Source organism: Enterobacter cancerogenus (assembly GCF_019047785.1).
Taxonomy (GTDB): Bacteria; Pseudomonadota; Gammaproteobacteria; order Enterobacterales; family Enterobacteriaceae; genus Enterobacter; species Enterobacter cancerogenus.
In genome coordinates this window covers 771,639-793,932 of sequence record NZ_CP077290.1, presented here as the reverse complement: position 1 = coordinate 793,932, position 22,294 = coordinate 771,639, and the positions used below count along the sequence as shown (strand labels likewise).

Below are 22,294 nucleotides of genomic sequence, written 5' to 3'. Positions count from 1 at the left end.
TGGCGGCTACGCCTTACCCGGCCTACGTTTATGGACTTTGTAGGCCCGGTAAGCGCAGCGCCACCGGGCATAATCGCGACTCAGTCCTCAAAGAACCAATACCCGCTGTTCACCAGCGCGGACAGCATCGCAAGGAAGGAGGGATCTTCAAGTGCGTCACCGAAGATATCCGCCGTTAACACCATATGGCTGGCGATCGCGTCCAGTGCCGGGCGGTGCGGGGAATCCAGCTTCTCGCCGTTGACGAAAACGTCCTCACCAATGCGCAGCACGCGTAAACCTCCCAGGCGAACCAGCTTGTCACCCTGCTGCAATGCATCGTAAATTTCATCGGCCTGATACGGCGGCTCCGGCGGTGCGACGTCAAGCTCGTGTCGGGACTGGCTGACAAATTCGCCGAACCACTGCCTGAAATGCTCCGGCTCGTTGATCAGATCCAGCATCATGCCGCGCAGCTTATCCAGCTCCTCAGGCAAAATATCGGCCGGATGTTCACGTGCAGGCACATCCGGATCGCTGTAACGGTAGCTGCCCAGCTCGCGCTGTAAAACGTAGTCGGCAAAACCGCTGATCATCTCGCGGCCGCTTGGGGCGCGGAACCCGACGGAATAGTTGAGCGAGTTTTCCAGGGAGTAACCCTCATGCGGGAATCCCGGCGGAATATAGAGGATATCGCCCGGTTCCAGCTCTTCGTCGATGATGGCCTCGAACGGGTCCACCTGAAGCAGGTCGGGGTGCGGGCAGTGCTGTTTCATCGGCACTTTCTCACCCACGCGCCAGCGGCGACGGCCTGTTCCCTGGATGATAAACACGTCATACTGATCCAGATGCGGACCTACGCCGCCTCCCGGCACCGAGAAGGAGATCATCAGATCGTCCATTCGCCAGTCGGGCAGGGCGCGGAACGGACGCATTAACGCCGCGGTCGGTTCGTGCCAGTTGTTTACCGCCTGAACCAGTAACGACCAGTTGTTTTCACCCAGGTGATCGTAGCTTTCGAAAGGACCATGGCTGACCTGCCATTTTCCGTCCTGGTGGCTCACCAGACGGCTGTCCACTTCGTTTTCCATGGCCAGACCGGCCAGTTCGTCAGGGGAGATAGGGTCGACAAAATTGCTGATCCCGCGTTTCAGAACGACCGGGCGTTTTTGCCAGTAACGTTCGATAAACTCGGGCCAGTTAAGCGTTAAGTGATAATCCATGTTTTTTTATTCCGCAGGCTCTTACTGAGACGGATTATAACGGAAGGACGGGAGCCTGCGTGCGAGATCATCGCTTTTTTCACATAACGGCTTAACTATTATCCGATGTGGGCTGCTGACGGCCAAAAATCACTTCCATTCGCGCGCCGCCGAGCAGGCTATCGCCGGTGTCTATCTTGCCATCGTATTGATCGACAATCTCGCGTGCGACGGATAATCCCACGCCCTGGCCGGGTCGCAGGGTATCGGCACGCTGTCCGCGATCGAAAACGACGTCGCGTTTGTTATGGGGAATACCGGGACCATCATCCTCGACGATAATGTGCAGCTCGTTATCCGTCTGGCGGGCGGAGACTCCCACAAACTCCAGGCAATATTTACAGGCGTTATCGAGCAGGTTGCCCATCACTTCCATGAAGTCATTTTTTTCACCGACGAAGCTGATCTCCGGCGAAATATCCAGGCTAATGTTCACCCCTTTACGCTGGTAAACCTTGTTCAGCGCCGACGTCAGGTTATCCAGCAGCGGAGCGACCGGGTGCAGTTCGCGGCTGAGCAACGCGCTGCCGGAGCGCATGCTGGCCCGGTGCAGGTAGTAGCCAATTTGCTGGGAGATACGGCTGATTTGCTCCAGCATCACCGGCTCGGCCTCGTCGACGCTAAGCTTTTCGCCGCGCATCGACCGCAGCGTACTCTGCATCACCGCCAGCGGCGTTTTCAGGCTATGGGTAAGGTCGGTAAGCGTGGTGCGGTATTTATCATAGCGCTCCCGCTCGCTTTTCAGCAGACGGTTGAGGTTACGCACCAGGCTGGTCAGTTCGCGCGTGGTTTCGGGGTTAAGCTTCTCACGATGATGCTCTTCCAGCTCACGTACCTCTTTCGCCAGCGACTCAATTGGGCGCAGGCTCCACCACGCGGCAATCCATAGAAGCGGGATCACCAGCAGCAGGTTGGCCGCCAGAACGTACACGAACCAGCTCCAGACCTTATAAGAGCGTTTAAGCTCAACCGGGATCGTGTCGATCACCACGATAGTCAGCTGTGGCATATTCATGGTGGCAGGATAGAGATTAATGGCGACGGAGTGGGTCATTTCTGTGTCGTCATCATCCTCGCGGATCTCGTTCAGTTTTTGCTGCAGAGAACGATCGTCGCGCAGCAACACGCTGGAGGCGTTAAGGTCGGCCTCAATCTCATGAAAACCGTTGGTCTTGAGCCATTCCGGTCGAATACGCTTTTTCAGCCACGGGACATCGCGCTGGGCCCACAGCAGTTTGCCTTTTTCGTTATAAATCATCGCCAGCGTCGGACTTTGCTGGTTCAGGTGTTCAGGCATGTCCACGGTGATGTGGTTATCTTCCCACTTCGCCAGGGTGTAAAACAGGTTACTTTCGCCACGTAGCAGGCGGAAGGTCGTTTTATCAAAGCTCACGCTATAGCCGACCAGCGCCACCATCCCATAAGAGAGGGAGAGCACCAGCACCACGGCTGCGGTGGCCAGCAGAAAGCGAACCCGCAAAGAGAGGGGGAAAAGATGGCGTACGATCCCTTTCATTTAGCGTAATTCGAACAGATAGCCCTGACCACGCACCGTCGTGATCACATCCTGCGGATACTGTGCCTGAATTTTTTTGCGTAAACGTCCCATCAGCACGTCGATGGTGTGGCTTTCACGCAGCTCCGCATCGGGATAAAGCTGGAGCATTAAGGAATCTTTGCTGACGACCTTGCCGTTGTTGCGGATCAGCGTTTCCATAATCGTGTATTCAAACGCGGTGAGTTTAATCACCTCATCGTTAATCGAGAATTCACGACGGGAGAGGTCAACCTGGAACGGCGGCAGGGAGATAACCTGCGAGGCCAGCCCGCTGTTGCGGCGCAGCAGCGCCTGCATACGTGCGGCCACCTCTTCAATATGAAACGGCTTGGTGACGTAATCGTCCGCGCCTGCGCTGAGGACTTCTACTTTGTCCTGCCAGCCTTCACGGGCGGTCAGCACCAGCACCGGCAGGGAGACGTCATGGCTGCGCCAGCGACGGATCAGCGACAGACCGTCCTCATCGGGCAAACCTAAATCGACGATGGCGATATCCGGCAGGTGTTCATTGAGATAATAATCCGCTTCTTTCGCATCTTCGGCATCGTCCACCTGATGTCCCATCTCCTGAAGCTGCACTTTCAGGTGGTGGCGTAGCAATGCGTTATCCTCAACAACCAATACGCGCATCATCTGTTCTCCCTAAATAAATGGTATGAATAGTTTAACGCCGATTATGTTGTTTTGGGGATAAACATTGAATAAACCAGTGAAAAGCAACCCCCTTTTCAGGCGAAAAGGGGGAAGGGAGATTACTTCAGCTCGTCAACCATGGTGGTTGCGCGGCCAATGTAATTGGCAGGAGTCATCGCTTTCAGGCGGGTTTTCTCTTCTTCCGGCAGTGCCAGACCGTCGATAAACTGTTTCATGCCTTCTGCATCCACACGTTTCCCGCGCGTCAGCTCTTTCAGTTTCTCATACGGTTTTTCAATGCCGTAGCGGCGCATAACGGTCTGAATCGGCTCTGCCAGCACTTCCCAGTTGTGATCCAGTTCGTCCAGCAGACGGTCGCGGTTCACTTCCAGCTTGCTCACACCCTTCAGGGTAGACTGATAGGCGATCAGCGCGTAGCCGATACCCACGCCGAGATTACGCAGCACCGTGGAGTCGGTCAGGTCGCGCTGCCAGCGGGAAACCGGCAGTTTGCTCGCCATGTGCTGCAGTACGGCATTCGCCAGGCCCAGGTTGCCCTCGGAGTTTTCGAAGTCAATCGGGTTAACCTTGTGCGGCATGGTGGAAGAGCCAATTTCACCGGCGATGGTTTTCTGCTTGAAGTGGTTAAGCGCGATATAGCCCCACACGTCGCGATCGAAGTCGATCAGAATGGTGTTAAAGCGCGCGATGCAGTCGAACAGCTCGGCGATGTAGTCGTGCGGCTCAATCTGGGTGGTGTACGGGTTCCACTGAATGCCCAGAGAGGTCACGAACTCTTCGCTGAACTGATGCCAGTCCACTTCCGGGTAGGCGGCGATGTGGGCGTTATAGTTACCTACCGCGCCGTTGATTTTTCCGAGGATCTCAACCTGTTCCAGCTGGCGATACTGGCGTTCCATACGGTACGCCACGTTGGCCATCTCTTTACCCATGGTAGAGGGAGTGGCTGGCTGGCCGTGAGTGCGGGAAAGCAGCGGAATATCACGGTACTCTACGGTCAGCGCTTTTACCGCATCAATGATTTTGCGCCAGTAAGGCAGCACCACGTCTTTGCGTGCGGTGGAAAGCATCAGCGCGTGTGACAGGTTATTGATGTCTTCAGAGGTGCAGGCGAAGTGGATGAATTCCGACACCGCCTGCAGCGCAGGGACGCTTGCCACTTTTTCTTTCAGGAAATACTCAACCGCTTTAACGTCGTGGTTGGTGGTGCGTTCAATTGTTTTAATGCGCGCGGCATCTTCTTCGCTGAAGTCGGCGACGATTTTATCGAGGTAATCGTTTGCCTGGGCGTCAAAAGCAGGAACTTCCTTGATTGCTGCCTGAGCGGCCAGCTTTTGCAGCCAGCGCACTTCTACCTGTACGCGGAACTTCAGCAGACCGTATTCGCTGAAGATCCCGCGCAGCGCGCTGACTTTATCGCCGTAGCGTCCGTCGACAGGGGAAACGGCGGTCAGTGAGGATAATTCCATAATTCGCAACTCCGGGAGGTTAACAATGAGCAAGAATTTGTTTTGCCTGAGTTGTCAGGCGTTGACGAGAAAACATTAACTGCAGGCGGCCACCGCCAACCTGATGCCACAGCACGGCGGCACGAATGCCAGCCAGCAGCGAAGCGCGAACTTTCGCCTGCACCTGTGGGCTTTGCAGAACGGCAGGGGAGCCGGTGACCTGAATACGCGGCCCCAGCGGGCTGATCACGTCGACATAAATACCGGCCATGGCGCTCAGCAGGGTTTCAGACTGCAGATCAAAGTGATCGAGCTGGCGTTGAAGCCCCGCGATGCGATCGCCCAGGGTATCCAGCGCACCTTTCGCGGCGCTGAGCTTACGCTCCAGCACCATCAGGCTTAAGGTGTAGCGAGTCAGTTCGGCGTTTAAACCCTGGCGACTGCTGGCATTGAGCACGCCGAGTAAGGTTTCAAGACCGAGGCGAAGGTTCGTCTCACTGCCGCCGAAAACCCCCAGCGTGGAGCCGGGGTTGAGGTCGATAACGCTGTTAAGTGAAACGTGCAGGGCGTCAGCGTCGCAATGACCCTGATGCGCTAACTGTTGCACCAGACGGGCTGACTGGCAAATTCCTGCCAGCGCCAGGGTGATGTCGTAATAGTTCTTCGCCACACGTTCTCCTTTATGTGTGCAATCGTGTTAAACAGCGGGCAGCGGCAGGCGCTGTTCAATGATCCCACCGCCCAGGCAAATTTCACCGCTGTAAAACACCGCGGACTGGCCCGGCGTGACGGCGGCAACCGGCTCGTCGAAACGTACGTCAATGCGATCGTCGTCGAGCGCGGTGACGGTGCAGGGAATATCGGTCTGACGGTAGCGCGTTTTCACCGTGCAGCGCAGGGTGCCTTTTACCGGCTCGCGATCGACCCAGTGCAGCTGCTGCGCAATCAGCCCTACGGACATCAGGCGCGGATGGTCATGGCCCTGAGCGACAATCAATATATTGTTTTCGACATCTTTGTCGACCACGTACCACGGATCTTCGCTTCCCTCTTTGGTGCCGCCAATACCCAGCCCTTTACGCTGACCAAGGGTATGGTACATCAGCCCCTGATGCTGACCGATTTCATCGCCGTCAACGGTGACGATTTTGCCCGGCTGTGCAGGGAGATAGCGCCCGAGGAATTCACGGAATTTACGCTCGCCGATAAAGCAGATGCCGGTCGAGTCCTTTTTCTTGGCGGTGATCAGGTCCAGCGCTTCGGCGATTTTACGCACTTCCGGCTTTTCCAGTTCGCCAACCGGGAACAGACTTTGGGCGATCTGTTCGTGGCTCAGCGTATAAAGGAAGTAGCTCTGATCTTTATTGCCATCCAGACCGCGCAGCAGCTGGCTTTTGCCATTCACATCTGCACGACGCACGTAGTGGCCGGTCGCAATATAATCTGCGCCCAGGTCTTCAGCGGCGAATTCCAGGAAGGCTTTAAATTTGATCTCTTTGTTGCACAGAATATCCGGGTTTGGCGTGCGGCCCGCCTTATACTCTTCGAGGAAGAGTTCAAAGACGTTGTCCCAGTATTCTGCGGCAAAGTTAACGGTGTGTAGCTCAATGCCGAGCTTATCGCACACGGCCTGCGCATCGGCAAGATCCGCAGCAGCGGTGCAATATTCCTCGCCATCGTCTTCCTCCCAGTTCTTCATGAACAGGCCCTCCACCTTATAACCCTGCTGTTGCAACAGGTAGGCGGAAACGGAGGAATCGACACCGCCGGACATGCCGACGATCACTTTTTTCTGGCTGTTATCTGACATGGAATACTCACGACATTGAACTTCAAGGCGGCGTATTCTATCACGCCACCCCACCATTGACACCCTCTGTAAACGGCCAGTTAAACTCGCCGATAACCTCAAGCGGCAGGCGCGCGGCGGACTGCCAGCAGCGGATGCTTTCGGCAACCAGCGGCGAGCGCAGGTTTGGCGCGTTCAGGATCTCCTCGGCAGTGACCCACAGGCAGCGATCGATATCGTCATCGTGCGGTTCAGTAGCGCATGTTTCGTTAAGTTCGACGGCAAATAAGAAACGCAGGAAAGGGGTATGGTCCGGGGCAATCCACTGGTGCATACGGACGAAATGCTGCGGTTCGGCGTGGATCCCGGTCTCTTCCCACAACTCGCGTCTGGCAGCCTGTACCAGCGTTTCGTCGGCTTCAAGATGCCCGGCAGGCTGGTTCCACAGCGCCTTGCCGTTGATGGTCTCTTCAACGACCAGGAATTTGCCCTGCGCGTGCACCACGCAGGCGACCGTAACATGCGGTTTAAACATCATTTCTCCTTAAGGGGCAATGTCTCGCCATGCGCCGTTTGCCAGGGAATCCAGCGTGTAGCGACCCATGGCGTAGCGGATCAGGCGCAGCGTAGGGAAGCCAACGTGGGCCGTCATGCGGCGCACCTGACGGTTACGGCCTTCATAAAGGGTGATTTTGAGCCAGCTGGTCGGAATCGATTTGCGCTCGCGAATGGGCGGATTGCGCGGCCATAACCACTCGGGTTCGCTGACAAGTTCAACTCCGGCCGGAAGCGTGGGGCCATCGTTTAACGTCACGCCCGTGCGCAGTTTCGCCAGGGCGTCTTCATCCGGTTCGCCCTCAACCTGCACAAAATAGATTTTTCCGGTACGTTTCCCCGGCTGGGTGAGCGTCGCCTGAAGTGCGCCATCATTGGTTAAGACCAGTAAGCCTTCGCTATCGCGATCGAGACGACCGGCGGCGTAAACCCCCTGAACGGGGATGTAATCCTTGAGCGTGCTGCGTCCGGCTTCGTCAGTAAACTGCGGCAAAACATCGTAGGGTTTATTGAACAGAATCACCCGCGTTGGCTGGGTTTTCTTTGGGCTTCTGGTGGCTTGTTGTGAGCTGAATCGCTCAACCCGGTGTTTTCTAAAAGAAGTTTTCTTCATGGTATTTTCAGGCTGTATCAATTGCCGCATTATAGCCTAATAACGAAGACCTTTCATGGCGTCGGACAATCAGGTACTATCGGAAGGCTCATTACAATTTATTAACATAAGATCAGTAACAACCAGAAGCGCTCGAAGGAGAGGTTAATGGAAAGCAAAGTAGTTGTTCCGGCGGAAGGTAAAAAGATCACCCTGCAAAACGGCAAGATTAACGTTCCTCACAATCCAATTATCCCGTTCATCGAAGGTGACGGTATCGGTGTAGACGTTACCCCGGCAATGCTGAAAGTGGTTGATGCCGCTGTTGAGAAAGCCTACAAAGGCGAGCGTAAAATTTCCTGGATGGAAATTTACACCGGTGAAAAATCAACGCATGTTTATGGCCAGGATGTCTGGCTGCCAGCCGAAACGCTGGACCTGATCCGCGACTACCGCGTAGCCATTAAAGGCCCACTGACCACCCCGGTCGGCGGCGGTATTCGTTCCCTGAACGTCGCACTGCGTCAGGAGCTTGACCTGTACGTGTGTCTGCGTCCGGTCCGTTACTATCAGGGCACCCCAAGCCCGGTTAAACATCCTGAACTCACCGACATGGTTATCTTCCGCGAAAACTCAGAAGATATTTATGCGGGTATCGAGTGGAAAGCGGACTCTGCTGATGCAGAAAAAGTGATTAAATTCCTGCGCGAAGAGATGGGCGTGAAGAAAATTCGCTTCCCGGAACATTGCGGTATCGGCATCAAGCCGTGCTCCGAAGAAGGGACCAAGCGTCTGGTTCGCGCAGCCATTGACTATGCTATTACCAACGACCGTGACTCCGTGACCCTGGTTCATAAGGGTAACATCATGAAATTCACCGAAGGCGCGTTCAAAGACTGGGGCTACCAGCTGGCGAGCGAAGAGTTCGGCGGTGAGCTGATCGACGGCGGCCCATGGCAGAAAATCAAGAACCCGAACACCGGTAAAGAGATCATCATTAAAGATGTGATCGCCGATGCGTTCCTGCAGCAGATCCTGCTGCGTCCTGCCGAGTACGACGTTATCGCCTGTATGAACCTCAACGGTGACTACATCTCCGATGCGCTGGCTGCACAGGTTGGCGGTATCGGTATTGCGCCAGGCGCAAACATCGGTGACGAGTGCGCGCTGTTCGAAGCGACCCACGGTACTGCACCAAAATATGCAGGCCAGGACAAAGTGAACCCAGGCTCTATCATCCTGTCCGCAGAAATGATGCTGCGTCATATGGAATGGTTCGAAGCCGCAGACCTGATCGTTAAAGGTATGGAAGGCGCGATTAACGCGAAAACCGTAACTTACGATTTCGAACGTCTGATGGAAGGCGCGAAACTGCTGAAATGCTCAGAGTTTGGCGACGCGATTATCGCGAACATGTAATCCAGAGTATGGGTTAAAGAAGAACGGGAGCCAGCTGGTTCCCGTTTTTTTTATTAGTGTTCGAATGGTTATCAAAACCGCTCATTCAAGCCAGGCCAAACGCATCAACATAGCCCTTAAAAAAACAAAGCCATTCAACTTAAATGACCGGCATTAGGCCGGCGGGCTCCTTTCGCTTATCGCGCATCAGACCATTTAAATTAAGAGTTAACGATAGGTCATGGTAAATGATGCCGTGGCGCTCACCGAGCCTGATTGTGCATTCGCTGAGGTCATGTAATATGCGGCCTTGAAGGGAATATTGACGACCTCCCCTGGCGAGGCTGCCGTGCCATATTTGATAAGTTTGCCGAACTGAACGGGCGCATCGTTATATTTTAGCTGAATGCCCAGACCTTTTGCTGTCGAGTTGCTATTTAACCCCAGTACGCCGTTGGCTGGATCGGCAAGCGGGCTGACGTTATCCAGAGTGACATTTACTGCGGTCTGTTCACTACAGATAAGCGGTATGGAAAACGTCACCGAATTTTGGGTGCTGCCCACGCCATTGAACTTCGGCAACAGCGCAATACCCATATTAATATTCAGGTTTTTATCTTCAATCTGACAGGATGCGGTGCTGATATTCATCGGCGAAAATATATACTTATAAAGCGGCAGGCGTTGAATGTTATTGCTGACCGGCGTGCTGTATTCCATATTTAGCGTCAACGCGGGTATAGAGCCCGTTAATGGGGTGGTGCTAGTTTTGATCAGTTCAAAGGTATCTGTGAAGGTTGATACCCCATTCTGAAGGACCCCTCGCCTCCAGCTCGCGTTATTCAGGTTCATCCTGGAGACAAACTCGCTGGTTCCGGTAGTGCTGGAAAAGTTTTTCCATCGGATGCCGATGCCCGGGACCTCCGTCGCCCGAACGTTGGCCAACGGAGAGGCGCCATAATCCGCATTTGCTCCAGAGAGCTGAATAAACCATGAGCCATCGTATCCAATTTGCTGCCCCTCAGGGTCACATTTTATGGGATTACGGGTGGTTAGCGTTGCTAATACCGTCCCTACGGGCGCATCCCGCTGAACGACGATATTGTGATCGAAGTTGACCGTTACGTCGTTTGCAGAACACAGCGCAAAAGCATTCATAGAGATAGCGCAAACCATAGCAGCCGTCGCGATTTTAAATACGGTGGACATCATATGTTCCTTCATTTTAGGCGAGGCGTAAGCCTTCTCTCGCAAAAGTAATAATGCGAATCAACGCAATCAGAAAGTTAACGACATGTCGCGGTAGTACGATGAATTTTACCCGGTAATACGTTCAAGGTTATTTTGGCGCGGCAGGTTTTTGCTCCCCACTGTACCGTTATGCCATCACCGTCGTTCAGGCCACTCATATAGACTTCGCCGTCATTCCCCACAATGCTCATCGCATCGCTTTCGTTGAGCTTTACCATCGCGCCAAAGGGCACAGGCGTGTTCTGATACATCAGCGTTATCAAGGCACGGACTCCCGTTCGCGCCTTGAACGTAGCGCGTACCACGGCACCGCGCGTAGGCACAACCTTGACCACGGATTCGGCAACATCCACATCTGCTCCCAGTGAACCGGTGTCAATTGCAATACGGTTTTCCTGATAGGCACTGGCATAGGGCACCACTGCGTATCCGCGCCAGTCCGTTTTCACGCCGGGGTTATTGCGAACTCTCACGCCGGATGCACCCTGCGCTTCCAGTAGCACAACGGTATCTCCCAGCGGCTGAGAGAATGTCACGCCATGGTTATGGCCGACGATCCCACCCTGCAGGCCAAAATTCAGCTGGCTGTTCTGTCGACTGTGGTTGTAGCCCGCGCTCACGGTGCCGTAGCCGCCCTTATAGGTACCACTCAGAGAGCTTCTCGATTCCCCGCCCGACGAGGTATAACCCTGCTGGACCAGGTAGCTCAGGTTATTATCGGCGAGCGCGGTGCCGCTCAGTCCGACCTGGTGCGTCTCAGCGCCGTTCTTTTGCATATTCACGCTGTAGCTGGCCCAGCTTTGCGGCAGCCATTTGCTCAGCGGCACCTGCAAACTAAAGGCTACAATCTGATCTTTACGGTCTTTGCCCGGCGTTTCGCTGTAGGTGTAGCCGAGCGAGTAATTAATATCGCTAATACTGGTGTTAAAACCGGTGCTGACGTTGCGTTCATAGCCCCGCTTGCTCCAGTAGTCTTGTTGGTATGCCGAAATATAAAAGTTACCCCAGGTTTGTAGCGACTGGCTAAGGTTGAGCTGCAGGCGGCTCCGCTTGTTGTAGCGCTGGCTGCTAAATTCATTCACTTCCTGAAAGGTATAAAATCCCTCTGTAGAGTAGCGATAGCTGGCGAGCGTCACGGTGGTGTCGGTTGTGGCCACCGTTTTAGAATATTGCACGCGATAGGACTGTCCCCGGCTGCGGCGTTTTTTCTCATCAACGAGTTTGCTATCGGCAACGGTTATGTCGGCCGACAGTGAGCCTATATCGCCAAAGCTTAAGCCGGTACCCAGGACCCCGGACGCATAGTTACTCGCTCCCAGGAGGCCGCCGTACAGCGTGAGATTATTGGAGAGGCCATAGGCCATCGTGCCCAGACCGAATGAGGGCGTTTGGGCACCACTCTTCGTGGTTCGGTACTCTCCTCCGCTCAACGCATACTTTACGCGTCCTTCCCGCAACATGACGGGAACCGCAGAGAAAGGCTGCACAAAATGCTGGACGCTGCCGTCGGCTTCGGTGACGGTTACGTCCAGATCGCCGCTCGCCGACGTAGGATAGAGATCGCGAATTTCAAAGCTGCCGGGCGCCACGTAGGTTTGATAAACCGTGTAACCGTTTTGCTTCACGGTAACCGTAGCATTGGTGCGGGCTATCCCCCGAATGATAGGGGCGAAGCCGCGCAAGCTTTCCGGTAGCATCGTGTCGTCAGAAAAAATCTGTGCGCCGCGAAACATCACGCTGTCAAACACGTCGGCGGGAGTACTGGTTTCCCCCAGTTGAAACTGCGCTCTCAAAAACTGGACGTCGCGGCTCAGGGTGGTATTCAGCGACGAAAATGACTGTTTTCCGTTGTTCTTCGTCGCGGTGCTGTAGTTACGCAGGCGCCACGGCCCAACGTTAATGCCGCTTTGCAGGTTGGTATAAAACTGATCCTGGGTATCACCGTCCCTGCTCCAGTTGCGCGATCCATTGATGCTGTAATTGACCAGCAGTGCAGAAATGCCCTGGTTCCAGAGCGACGTGTCAACGGTGCCGCGCGCGCGCGCGCTAAGCGCCGACTGAGGAATAGAGATATCCAGTCTCTGCTTGTCAAAATTCAGCCGGGTGGTGGCATCCGGTATAAATGCGCCGGGATCGGTAATAATGGCCTCGGCCGGCAGCATGGCTAATTCAGGAAATGCATCAACCCTGGCGCCGAGTGATTCCAGCATTCCACGGTTAAGCTCAGGCGCCAACCCGACTCCGTTTACAGGTATAAAAGAGATATTTTCCGTTCGAATATAATTTTCATTAAGCCATATTTCTACCCTGTAGGTACCGGGTAACTGCTCTCCACGCTCGAAGCGTGCCAGATCGATGCCCTGGGACGTCGAGTGTGTTTTTTCAAGCGCATCTGCCATGAAATAAAGATCGCCTGCGGCTGCGGGAAAAACGCCCAAAATAAAAGTCGCTATCGCCGAGAGTCGACTTGCGCGGTGTGGCAACGAACCAGAGAAAAATGTATTTCGAGAATAAGAAAAAGTATTCACCTTGCTTACCTGCGAGAGTGACATAACGCGTTGATAATATTTTTCATTTCAGCGTTTGGCGCTTTTCTGTCGTGACGCCACCAAAATCATTTATGGCTTTCCAGCTAACCTGTTTTCCACTGCCAGCCACCGTTTCGGTACTAAAGGGTGAAATCATTGGAGGCTGGGTAATAGTTTTATTGCCAACCTTTAATGAATAAAGCGAAACATAAAACGGCGTCGGATTATTAATTACCAGACGTCCGTCGTGGGACTTAAACGTTAATTGTGTCCATGCCTCATCTGCTTTTTCTGACGCCAGGGCCGCAGGTCGGAAAAAAAGCTTCATCCGCGTCTTAACGGCAATCAGCAGTCGATTTTCATCGGAGCGGGTCATTGAAGGAATAGACTTAACGTTAAGCCAAAAAACAGATTCGCGATTTTCAGGGAGCACTTTCTCGCCTGTATAAATGACTCGCAGCGCATTTTCATGGCCACCATCGAGGCGGAAAAGCGGCGGTGTCACAATAAAAGGAACCTGCTCTTTCGAGTTCTCACTTAACTCAACCCATGACTGAATTAAATAGGGTACAGCATCCTGACTATTGCTCACAGGGAGTGAGGCTTCGTTTTCAGTCTCATTATAAACTAAGCGAGTTCCGCCGACGGTAATGCTGGCCTGACCCATCATGGAGAACAAGCAAGCGCTTAATAATATAATCGTTCGAATAAGTTGACTCATCCTTCTTCCCCGACATTCCAGCAAGAGACAACAGGGCGCACCTAAGGTACGCCCGGCGTATTACTGATAGGTAATGGTAAAATCTGATGTTGCGTTTGCAGTACCCGCAACCACGGCAGCCTGCGTCGCCTTATATTTCGCCACGAAAGTCATCTTATTACTGTTAGCGACTTCTTCGCCTGCGCTAGTGTCAAGCGTGATGCTCCTGGATTGGGTAGCCAGCGGAATCGCGGTGATGCCATCTTCTTCATAAAATGCAACGCCAACGCCTTTCGCCGTTTGACCGCTGTTCAGCGCAAGAATACTGGTGTCCGAACTGTCCGCATTCCCATCAAACTTGATGGAGGCAGAGGTCACGGCCGCAGGGCAGTTGTTCAACACAATGCTGAAGCGGGTTGCGGCAGCAACGGCCCCGGCCGCGTTGAACGAGCTTTTCGGGATTTTGCCGAGATTGACGGTTTGATTTGCCGTATTGGTATCAATCGTACAGGCCGAATCCAGAATGGTACCGGTAAAATTGATCTGTCCATCGGCTGCGACGGCTGCAAAAGTGATTCCAGAAACGGCTGCAGCCGCGACCATATTTCGAAAGACACTACTTAACTTCATTTGCATAGCTATATATCCTCAGGATTGAAGGTATCTGCGCAAAATTAAATTTTGCGCAGGAAGGGCGGAACAAGGCCGCAAAATAAGAGTTTTTCGTTCGATGCAATGAATAATGATTATTTATCTATTAGCACCTCAGGTTTTGCGTTGATAAAAGTAATATAAGCTGTTTCATCTCCAGTCCATTGCCTAATGCCAGACGATTTCGCACGTAGTAATTCTTATTGGTTTCATATTTATTTCTTATCCGATACTGGCTCGTCGATTCATCATAAACCCTCAGTAGAAAATTTAAATGATCGTCTGACAGTCGCATCGATAGCCTCTGGTAAAGCATGTCTTTTAATACGCATGGACTTTCTGTTGTCCGATGTTTAGAGGCGCGCTCGCACAATTGCTTAAGATCTTTAAGCGTGGTGACGAGTCGGAAAATTTTTAAAAAAACGTTCCCCGCATTATCCTCAGGCGCAATAAAATAGGTTAGGCGTAGCAGCCCCCTTGCCGCGAGTCGGTAATAGAGCCATCGAATGTTCTCGCTATTTTCTCCTATCGTATCGATAAGAATGTAGGACTTGTCCAGGATGGTCGCGCTTACTAAAAATTCCAACCGGTTGTCAAAGTAGAATACTTCCCCCCTGGCTGAGGTCAACGAAGTAATTGCCTGCCTCATTGGGAAGTTTCGTGAAAAAACTAATAGCGCCGTCAAAATTCATTCCTTATGTAATTTTTCATTGTCATTGTGAAGAAGGTTTGAAAACATATATGCGCTCTAAAGATTCGCAGTCTATTTTGTACGCTTTCCCATACATTCTTGTAAAAGGGTATCGTTCAAAGCCCACGGTATTAAACGCGTTCTGGATTTTTTTCATCATGGACAACAAATAGGATTTCGAGCACCGGAGTCCATAATCATCAAAAACGTGTACGATAATGTCATTATCGTACACAATTTCACTATCCATCCCCGCCAGGAGATACTCGAACAGTCTCGCTTTCGTCGTACCGAATCTTTTAATACGTCCATTCTTGGTATTGATAAGCGTTCTTGTTGAAAGCCGATACTCAAGATGTTGGAAAATCGTGTATCCATACAGAAGCTCGTCAGAGACAAAAGGCACAAAGACTCCTTAGAAGTTTATCTTTCCCATTTCCATGTCGGCGCCTTCTCCATTCGAAAGGTTTTCGGTGTTCATCTGATGCAATGAAATGTTATTAAAATGGAGAAAATGTGACAATGGGACTAATTTATCAAAGTAAAACACTGCAAAAGGCATTAAATGCGACACAAAAATCCATTTGGTGAGATTTTTTAAGTTTAAAAACACAAATGTTGCATTGATGTTTCAAGGCGTCGCATTGTAGAACATAAAATTTACAAAATTATTTTTAACTAAAATTCACATATAAATAGCAAAAAGACCTGCAAAAAATAAACAACATTTTTAAATCAATAAGTTACAAAGGTAACCTAATTCTGTTAAACCTAATCTTAATAGGGTTAATTTAGGATTTTTCATGACAATTTTTGCGATTTTTCCAAGCGAAAACTGACAAAAGTTGAAATTTATTTACATTTTAAAATGCTTTAAGTGCTTCGCAATGCAAAAAAAAGCATAAAAATCAATAACATGTTAAGAAAGACCGTCCCGGATCAATTTTCTCAACTCGAATTAACAATAATGACCGATGCGTTTTACAGGCAAAACAGACCTGGCATGTCATCATTTTTGCCCGCAGATCACCGGAGGACGAGTGAAAGGAAGTAGATATACGGCAGCATAATGCTTTCGCCTGGCACCACCCTATGGGACGAATAAAGTTTATGTGACACTCGTACTGCTCCAGAATGAAATCAGAGCAATAAGTGCAGTCTGGTCTTTCACGGTGATGACATGGAATGGTTTGAATCCGCAGACCGGATTGTTTAAGACATGAAAAGCACAATTGTTGCAAACATGTCATCCAGATTCTGGGTTATGAATAACGGGAGCCGTTGGGTTCCCGTTTTTTTTTATGTCGAACAGACTCGCCAGGGGCAGGGGGCATTCTCTATACTCGACTGCTGGCTTACACCATTACTCACGCTCACATAAGAGACATGCTATGAACAACGACATTCCACTGAAATATTATGACATTACAGATGAGTACGCGACGGAAGCGGCCGAACCGGTTAATGAAGAGGAGCGTACGCCGCTGGCACACTATTTTCAGCTGTTGATCACGCGCCTCACGGATAGCGGGGAGATCAGCGAAGAGGCGCAAAAGGAGATGGCTGAGCAGGCCGGTATCAAGGCCAGCCGCATCGACGATATCGCTAACTTCCTGAATACCTGGGGCAACGAGTAGGCCATCAATAACCGGTAGGTGAAATGGACGCATCAGACCTGGACGCGCTTTACGACTCGACCAGCAGTAGCACGCTGGCGCGGTGGCAAGAGCACGCTGACACCGACGGCCCGATACCTGCGTACTACGCACCGCATAAATTTGCCCTGGCAACGGGGTTTCAGCCGCCGATGTCGGCGGAAATCACCGGGCTTTTCACTGCGCTGCATACGCTCACGCACCACGATCCGCGTGCGGATCTTCAGCCCGTGGACGGTTTCCATTTTACCTTTTTACCGTTGACGTTACCGCTTTATGAGGCTCATCAACACCTTCCGTCGCATGTCGAGGCGCTCCCCCACGCATGGGCACCTTATGACGGGCAATCCATCAGGATCAATGAATTAAGGCTGGTGGCCTTACCGGGACAACTGCTGCTGGCCGGCATACCTAACCCGACGGCAGTGGCCTGGCGCAAGGCTTTTTGTGAGGCAGTTCTTAACACGCCGTGGAGAAACGAGCTGCTCGCCAGACATGAAAATGTGCCCCTGCCAGCGCCGTTCTGGCATACCACGCTGCTGCGCTATCAGGCTGCTCGTATGCCGGAATATCTCAGGGTGTTTTTCCTGCAGCATCGGACGCAGCGCTACGGGGACGTGGCGGGAAAACTCCAGCTGGTGCGTATCAATTACAACTGGACGGCGCGCTGGCCCGTTGGGGCCACTTCAGCGTGATGTGCTCGTCAGCCGTTTTGATAATTCTTCAATGGTCAGGGACTTTGAGAAATACCACCCCTGAATCAGGGCGCTGGGATAGCGCCCGGCGATAAAGCGATACTGCGCCTCATTTTCCACCCCCTCAAACACCAGCGTCTTATTGAGCTTTGAGAGCGCGTCGCTGAAAATAACAAAAATGTCCCGCTTGTAATGCTCGTTAATACCATCCACCAGCGATTTATCGATTTTGATCTCGTCGTACTCAAGGTCCGACAGCCTGGCGAGATTCGAATTTTGTACCCCAAAATCGTCTATCGAAATATTTATGCCCGCTGAATGTAGCGCCTTGCAAAAATCCTCCAGTATACCCGCGTGTGACACCGCATTTTCAGACAGCTCGATTTTGATTAACGACAGCGGGATAGCATTCAGCTGGCACTCACGGCGGATCAGATCGATAAACTGCCCGTCTTCAATTTCCGTCCGGCCCACGTTAAGGGAGATCATCAGCTGATGCTGGCGGGCAAGTGGCGCAATTTCGCAGAGAGATTTTTTGATCATGTTGCGGTAGTAGGTGTTATACAACCCGATCTTTTTAATCAACGGAATAAAGAGTTCAGGCGAAACGTCCGTATGCGCGTTGTCCCGCCAGCGGGATAACACTTCTACACCCACGGTTTTATGACTGCTGATTTGCACGACCGGCTGGTAGTGCACATCGATGGTGTTGTTTTTCACTGCCCTGACCAGCGTCCGCTCAAGCGAGGATCGGTCTTCATAGAGCCGAATCGAAAACAGCGTCAGGGAGAGCCAGATAAAATAGAAAACCACGCACAGGAGAATAAAGACCGTAACGGATAAGGATGCCAGACCGGCATCATGATGTTTTACCGTCACGCAGAGATCCCAACGCGTACTGCACTGCGTCTCGCTCAGCGTAAATAACGATGACCGTAACCAGCTACGCTGATCCGATGGCGCGGTTGAGAAGAAGGTTCTGCCAAAATCTTTGGTTGTTGAGCTGAGCGAATAGGTTGCGGTGACGGGGCTGAATTTATCGTAGGCGTGTTGCGAGGTGAAAATAATCACATTGTGATAAATCGCCGCGTTGCCGGTGAAAAAATCAGGCTGCGAGAATTGCGCCAGGGTAAAGCCGTTGGGGGTGGTATGAAGTTCGGCTGGAAGCGCAACCGGGGAGGGCAGCTTGCCCCAGAAAGCCGTGCAGATGACGTGCCCGTCTTTAATTATGCCAATGTCATCAAAATAGAGGCTGTTGAGCTTTATTTTCCTGAAGCCGTCCAGGCTCGCGTTATCGCACCCCTGCGAGGACGTGCGCTTGAGCGTGCTCGCCACGCTCAGGGTTAGGCTTTCAGAGTAGCGTAAAAACGTATGGGCAATTTCATGCTGCTTACTCTGCTGCTGTTCGACGATAACCGCATTAACAGCGTAGAGAGACAGCAGAACCAACTGTGTTGAAACGATCGCAACGGCAATGATCTTTTTCATTTTCCTGTGTCCTGTCAGCTCCCTGAGGCCGAAATTTTAACACAGGGCTGAACAGGGACAAGCCTGATGATCCTGGTGGGGAGCGTTGGCTTTTGCCTGGCGGGTGAGGGAGGGCCTGCGCCACGCGATGCGTCAGGCAAAAAAAAGCCCACTAAAAAGTGGGCAAGAAATACTGGAAGCAATGTGAGCAATGTCGTACTGAATACCTGAGTGTTTTGCTCAACTATTCAGTATTGAGAAAGATAATCTTTCTCAACTGAAGATGCAACCCCAGGTTTCGTGTGGAGCACGATTTTTTTTGATAGCTCATTAAACAGGCAGTCAGGCACTGTGATGCTTATCACAAATTTCCTTTCTGAAATCCTGTGCTATGCTTTTCCGTGTTGTTGATTTAACGACAAAAACCATACGGAGAGGAAAGCTATGGGAATTTTATCCTGGATTATCTTTGGTCTGATTGCGGGTATCCTGGCGAAGTGGATTATGCCGGGCAAAGATGGCGGTGGTTTTATCGTCACCGTAATACTGGGTATTATCGGCGCGATGGTTGGCGGCTGGATCAGCACCCTGTTCGGATTCGGTAAAGTGGACGGATTCAACTTCGGCAGTTTTGCCGTCGCGGTGATTGGTGCGCTGGTTGTTCTGTTTATCTACAGAAAAATCAAAAGCTAAGTTCAAGATGCGTTGAAAAAGGCTGCCTGATGGCGGCCTTTTTTATGCGCGGGTGTCACCACCAGCCAAGCTGCGTTCCGGCAACGGCGACGACAGCCACCAGCAGCATAATAATTGTTGTCTTTCTCATTTATGCCCCCGGCGCGGCGTAACCACCGACAAAAAACCATGCCAGAAAAACTAACGCCGTGATAAAGATCACGACCGGGAAGAGGATTCCGATTCTCATGCTATCACCTGTTTCGGTTTATCAAACGCCCCAGAGTGTACGGGGTTAATCCATCATGAGAAAGCCTGTTTTGCTTTTCCCTTTTTTATCCTGATACATCGCGATATCCGCCGCACGCAATGCGCTGTCGGCATCGGTTTTGGCTGGATCGACGGCAATCACCCCAAGACTCGCACCGGGATAAACGATATGTACGTTATCCAGCCGGTACTCACCGGCAATACAGGCGCTCAGTCGGGTTTTAAGCGGGGTTATCTGCGCGTGTTCATCGTCAATGTCGCAAACGCTCAGACAGGCCACCATAAACTCATCGCCCCCCAGCCTGCCGATAATATCGTCCTGGGTTTGTGCCGCCGTCAGGCGTTTACCCACTTCAATCAGGAAACGATCGCCGGTTTCGTGTCCATAACGGTCATTAATGGATTTGAAATCATCGAGGTCGATAAAGGCAATAATGACGTGGCGCTTCAGGTGCCGCGCCAGCGAGAACAGGGTGTTGAGGTTCTCAAATATCGCGCGTCGGTTGGGTAACCCGGTGAGGGCATCCGTGTAGGAGTGCGCAATAAGCGCCGCGTTGGCTTCCCGTAACTGGGAAAGGAGGGACTCTTTCTGGATGTACTGGGCAATCAATCCTGCAAACAGTCTCAGTACCTGCTCGGCGCGATCGCTGAGCTGCTTTTTCTGCGTGCTGGTCGCGCACAGCGTACCGTACAGCGAGCCATCAGCAAGATAGATCGGGATACTGGCGTAGGTGGTTATCCCCAATGCCTTCGCCGCGTCGCAGTCGGCCCAGCGCACAGCCACCTCGTTACTGAAAATCGCATTGCTGTCCAGCGCCCGCTTGCACAGCGTATCGCCCCAGGGGACGCTCAGTCCTTCGGGGATCTGCATCTGTTTGCTGTTGCGGGCGTACAAAATATGCTGCAGTCGCGCGCTGATATCGACTTTCGTCAGGTAGGTCGACTCCATGTCGGTCACAATCTCCAGCATTTCCAGCAGCTGGCGAACAAGGCTTTCAAGAGATTGCTCGGTAGAGAGGGTTTCAGAAACCCGGGCAAGGATAGTATCCGACATGACGTAGATAAACTCCCATGCAGAAGACGTCCGCATCTGCATGTTATGCTGAAATTTTAGACTTCAGCCATAGTAAAACATGAATATAAGAAATTTTATATATTCAGAAAGGGGGGGCGAAAAGAAAAAAAGCCCCGATGGTGAACCGGGGCAAAACATCTTGATTACGGAATGATGTTCTCTGGTCATATCGAGAACAGGCATGAGATTACGCATCAAAAGTGCAGTTATGATGGAGAAATCATGGAGAAAGCGCGGCCGACCCGTTACCCTAACGTTCATGAAATTCAGGAGGATGAAAATGAAGAGATATTTGCTACTGGCTCTGGCCTTGCCCCTTGCCGCGTGTACCACCCATTCCACACCGCCCGACGCGCCGAAACCGCCGCAGACCATCGGCATGGCCAATCCCGCCTCTGTCTATTGCCTGGAAAAAGGGGGAGAGCAGATCCCCGTTCAGAGCCCGCAGGGTGTCCGCACCGAGTGTAAACTGCCCAGTGGCGAGGTGATTGAGGAGTGGGAGCTCTTCCGTCGCGATCATCCGCAACCTGCCAGGTGACAGCGGTATTAAGAGTACGCTACACTTCTCTTTAGGATTATTCTTAGCCAGTTTCTGGCCCTTATGACCACGAGAGAAGTATGTTTCAGCTAAAACCGGGCAGCCTCGCGATAATCATCGGTGCCCGCACGACGGCAGGGCGTCGTAATATCGGTAAGTCTGTAGAGTTGTTTGGCCTGTGCCAGCCGGGCCAGCGTTTTGTGAACCCGGTAAACGGCGTGATGACGCAGTTACCCACTACCTCAGAGCGCGCGCTTTGGCTGGTTACGGGCGATGTTTACGCCTTCGATAACCAGCACGGCTTTGCGTTCGTGCGCCCGGAACATCTCATGCCGCTTACTCCGGATAACGCCCTGCAAACGCAGGATGAGCAGGCGCTTACGCGTTCATAAATGACGCAGCCAGTCCGCCAGCACCAGGGCGTGATTCTGCGTTTTATCTTTTGCGCCGTAGAGCAAGGTAACGGTCTGATTTTTTGCCCGTTCAGCAAGGCGCTGGCCTTCATCCCGATGGTGCGCCAGCTCCTTTTTGTATGCCTTGCTAAAGGCCGTAAAGTCGATCGTTTCGCTGTGAAACGCCTTGCGTAACTCGCCTGATGGGGCGAGCGTCTTACACCACTCGTTACAGTCGAGGTCGGTTTTTTTCACCCCGCGTGGCCACAGCCTGTCCACCAGCACCCGGTAGCCATCTTCCGCACTGGCCTGCTCATACACGCGTTTAATCTGGATCATTTTCCCTCCTTAATGCCGCAATGTGTTCGCGGGTTCACTATAGCACCTCAGGTATGCCCACCCAATTTAAGGTATTGTGAGAACTGCAAAAGATCGGTAGTCTGAGGTTCCTTATGTTATTGAATACTCCACAGG

At 52.2% G+C, this 22,294-nt stretch carries 23 protein-coding genes; 6 read left to right on the top strand and 17 right to left on the bottom strand.

Annotation, left to right across the window (positions count from 1 at the left end; all coding sequences use genetic code 11):
* Positions 1-80: 80 nt before the first annotated feature.
* The 8 genes from I6L58_RS03720 to rluE form a co-directional block, all read right to left on the bottom strand.
* Positions 81-1,202 (bottom strand): ribosomal protein uL16 3-hydroxylase, encoded by a 1,122-nt coding sequence (locus I6L58_RS03720; RefSeq protein WP_058609123.1) that lies wholly within the window; start codon positions 1,200-1,202, stop codon positions 81-83.
* 91 nt (positions 1,203-1,293) lie between these two features.
* Positions 1,294-2,757: a two-component system sensor histidine kinase PhoQ gene (gene phoQ, locus I6L58_RS03715; RefSeq protein ID WP_088207486.1), complete on the bottom strand. Its 1,464-nt coding sequence runs from the start codon at positions 2,755-2,757 to the stop codon at positions 1,294-1,296.
* On the bottom strand, positions 2,758-3,429 hold the full coding sequence (gene phoP, locus I6L58_RS03710) for a two-component system response regulator PhoP (RefSeq protein WP_042320504.1): 672 nt from the start codon (positions 3,427-3,429) through the stop codon (positions 2,758-2,760). It abuts the gene before it with no gap.
* Positions 3,430-3,551: 122 nt separating this feature from the next.
* Positions 3,552-4,922: an adenylosuccinate lyase gene (purB, locus tag I6L58_RS03705; protein ID WP_006174750.1), complete on the bottom strand. Its 1,371-nt coding sequence runs from the start codon at positions 4,920-4,922 to the stop codon at positions 3,552-3,554.
* A gap of 19 nt (positions 4,923-4,941) precedes the next feature.
* Positions 4,942-5,571, bottom strand: coding sequence for a high frequency lysogenization protein HflD (hflD, locus tag I6L58_RS03700; RefSeq protein ID WP_006174752.1), 630 nt, complete (start codon positions 5,569-5,571; stop codon positions 4,942-4,944).
* 27 nt (positions 5,572-5,598) lie between these two features.
* On the bottom strand, positions 5,599-6,711 hold the full coding sequence (mnmA, locus tag I6L58_RS03695) for a tRNA 2-thiouridine(34) synthase MnmA (RefSeq protein WP_006174754.1): 1,113 nt from the start codon (positions 6,709-6,711) through the stop codon (positions 5,599-5,601).
* 40 nt (positions 6,712-6,751) lie between these two features.
* On the bottom strand, positions 6,752-7,225 hold the full coding sequence (locus I6L58_RS03690) for an NUDIX hydrolase (RefSeq protein ID WP_058609121.1): 474 nt from the start codon (positions 7,223-7,225) through the stop codon (positions 6,752-6,754).
* A 9-nt stretch (positions 7,226-7,234) separates the two neighbouring features.
* Positions 7,235-7,888 carry a 23S rRNA pseudouridine(2457) synthase RluE gene (gene rluE / locus I6L58_RS03685; RefSeq protein WP_088207485.1) on the bottom strand — a complete coding sequence of 218 codons (654 nt, stop codon included), beginning with the start codon at positions 7,886-7,888 and terminating at the stop codon, positions 7,235-7,237.
* 117 nt (positions 7,889-8,005) lie between these two features.
* On the opposite strand from rluE, the gene icd reads away from it, so the two are divergent.
* A complete protein-coding gene (icd, locus tag I6L58_RS03680) occupies positions 8,006-9,256 on the top strand; it encodes an NADP-dependent isocitrate dehydrogenase (protein ID WP_006174760.1) in 1,251 nt (416 codons plus the stop codon).
* A gap of 207 nt (positions 9,257-9,463) precedes the next feature.
* Here icd and I6L58_RS03675 read toward each other — a convergent pair whose 3' ends face one another.
* From I6L58_RS03675 to I6L58_RS03660, 4 genes are all read right to left on the bottom strand, one after another.
* Positions 9,464-10,447 carry a fimbrial protein gene (locus tag I6L58_RS03675; protein ID WP_254082145.1) on the bottom strand — a complete coding sequence of 328 codons (984 nt, stop codon included), beginning with the start codon at positions 10,445-10,447 and terminating at the stop codon, positions 9,464-9,466.
* A gap of 74 nt (positions 10,448-10,521) precedes the next feature.
* Entirely contained in the window at positions 10,522-12,885 is a 2,364-nt protein-coding gene (locus I6L58_RS03670; RefSeq protein WP_088207483.1) for a fimbria/pilus outer membrane usher protein, read from the bottom strand.
* A 172-nt stretch (positions 12,886-13,057) separates the two neighbouring features.
* Positions 13,058-13,735 (bottom strand): fimbrial biogenesis chaperone, encoded by a 678-nt coding sequence (locus I6L58_RS03665; RefSeq protein WP_140418793.1) that lies wholly within the window; start codon positions 13,733-13,735, stop codon positions 13,058-13,060.
* Between the two features lie 60 nt (positions 13,736-13,795).
* Entirely contained in the window at positions 13,796-14,350 is a 555-nt protein-coding gene (locus tag I6L58_RS03660) for a fimbrial protein (RefSeq protein ID WP_058609074.1), read from the bottom strand.
* A gap of 2,097 nt (positions 14,351-16,447) precedes the next feature.
* On the opposite strand from I6L58_RS03660, the gene I6L58_RS03655 reads away from it, so the two are divergent.
* Both I6L58_RS03655 and I6L58_RS03650 read left to right on the top strand, forming a co-directional pair.
* Positions 16,448-16,693: a DUF2543 family protein gene (locus I6L58_RS03655; RefSeq protein ID WP_058609071.1), complete on the top strand. Its 246-nt coding sequence runs from the start codon at positions 16,448-16,450 to the stop codon at positions 16,691-16,693.
* 23 nt (positions 16,694-16,716) lie between these two features.
* Positions 16,717-17,406: a hypothetical protein gene (locus tag I6L58_RS03650; protein WP_088207481.1), complete on the top strand. Its 690-nt coding sequence runs from the start codon at positions 16,717-16,719 to the stop codon at positions 17,404-17,406.
* Here I6L58_RS03650 and I6L58_RS03645 read toward each other — a convergent pair.
* Positions 17,398-18,894: an EAL domain-containing protein gene (locus I6L58_RS03645; protein WP_088207480.1), complete on the bottom strand. Its 1,497-nt coding sequence runs from the start codon at positions 18,892-18,894 to the stop codon at positions 17,398-17,400. The genes I6L58_RS03650 and I6L58_RS03645 overlap by 9 nt on opposite strands.
* Positions 18,895-19,317: 423 nt before the next feature.
* On the opposite strand from I6L58_RS03645, the gene I6L58_RS03640 reads away from it, so the two are divergent.
* Positions 19,318-19,566 carry a GlsB/YeaQ/YmgE family stress response membrane protein gene (locus I6L58_RS03640; RefSeq protein ID WP_088207479.1) on the top strand — a complete coding sequence of 83 codons (249 nt, stop codon included), beginning with the start codon at positions 19,318-19,320 and terminating at the stop codon, positions 19,564-19,566.
* Positions 19,567-19,621: 55 nt separating this feature from the next.
* On the opposite strand, the gene I6L58_RS23040 is transcribed toward I6L58_RS03640, so the two are convergent.
* Genes I6L58_RS23040 through I6L58_RS03625 form a run of 3 tightly spaced genes read right to left on the bottom strand, consistent with a single transcriptional unit; the run spans position 19,622 to position 20,869 of the window.
* Positions 19,622-19,675, bottom strand: a complete 54-nt coding sequence (locus I6L58_RS23040; protein ID WP_390881724.1) for a hypothetical protein — start codon at positions 19,673-19,675, stop codon at positions 19,622-19,624.
* A 21-nt stretch (positions 19,676-19,696) separates the two neighbouring features.
* Positions 19,697-19,795: a YoaK family small membrane protein gene (locus tag I6L58_RS03630; RefSeq protein ID WP_042319583.1), complete on the bottom strand. Its 99-nt coding sequence runs from the start codon at positions 19,793-19,795 to the stop codon at positions 19,697-19,699.
* Positions 19,796-19,840: 45 nt separating this feature from the next.
* Positions 19,841-20,869, bottom strand: a complete 1,029-nt coding sequence (locus tag I6L58_RS03625; protein WP_058609068.1) for a sensor domain-containing diguanylate cyclase — start codon at positions 20,867-20,869, stop codon at positions 19,841-19,843.
* A 301-nt stretch (positions 20,870-21,170) separates the two neighbouring features.
* Here I6L58_RS03625 and I6L58_RS03620 point away from each other — a divergent pair, with 301 nt between their 5' ends.
* Both I6L58_RS03620 and I6L58_RS03615 read left to right on the top strand, forming a co-directional pair.
* Positions 21,171-21,428, top strand: coding sequence for a putative hemolysin (locus I6L58_RS03620; RefSeq protein ID WP_042320506.1), 258 nt, complete (start codon positions 21,171-21,173; stop codon positions 21,426-21,428).
* A gap of 80 nt (positions 21,429-21,508) precedes the next feature.
* Positions 21,509-21,820, top strand: coding sequence for a hypothetical protein (locus I6L58_RS03615; protein ID WP_006174793.1), 312 nt, complete (start codon positions 21,509-21,511; stop codon positions 21,818-21,820).
* On the opposite strand, the gene I6L58_RS03610 is transcribed toward I6L58_RS03615, so the two are convergent.
* Entirely contained in the window at positions 21,815-22,159 is a 345-nt protein-coding gene (locus I6L58_RS03610; protein WP_006174794.1) for a DUF488 domain-containing protein, read from the bottom strand. The two genes, I6L58_RS03615 and I6L58_RS03610, sit on opposite strands and share 6 nt — an antisense overlap.
* Between the last annotated feature and the right edge of the window lie 135 nt (positions 22,160-22,294).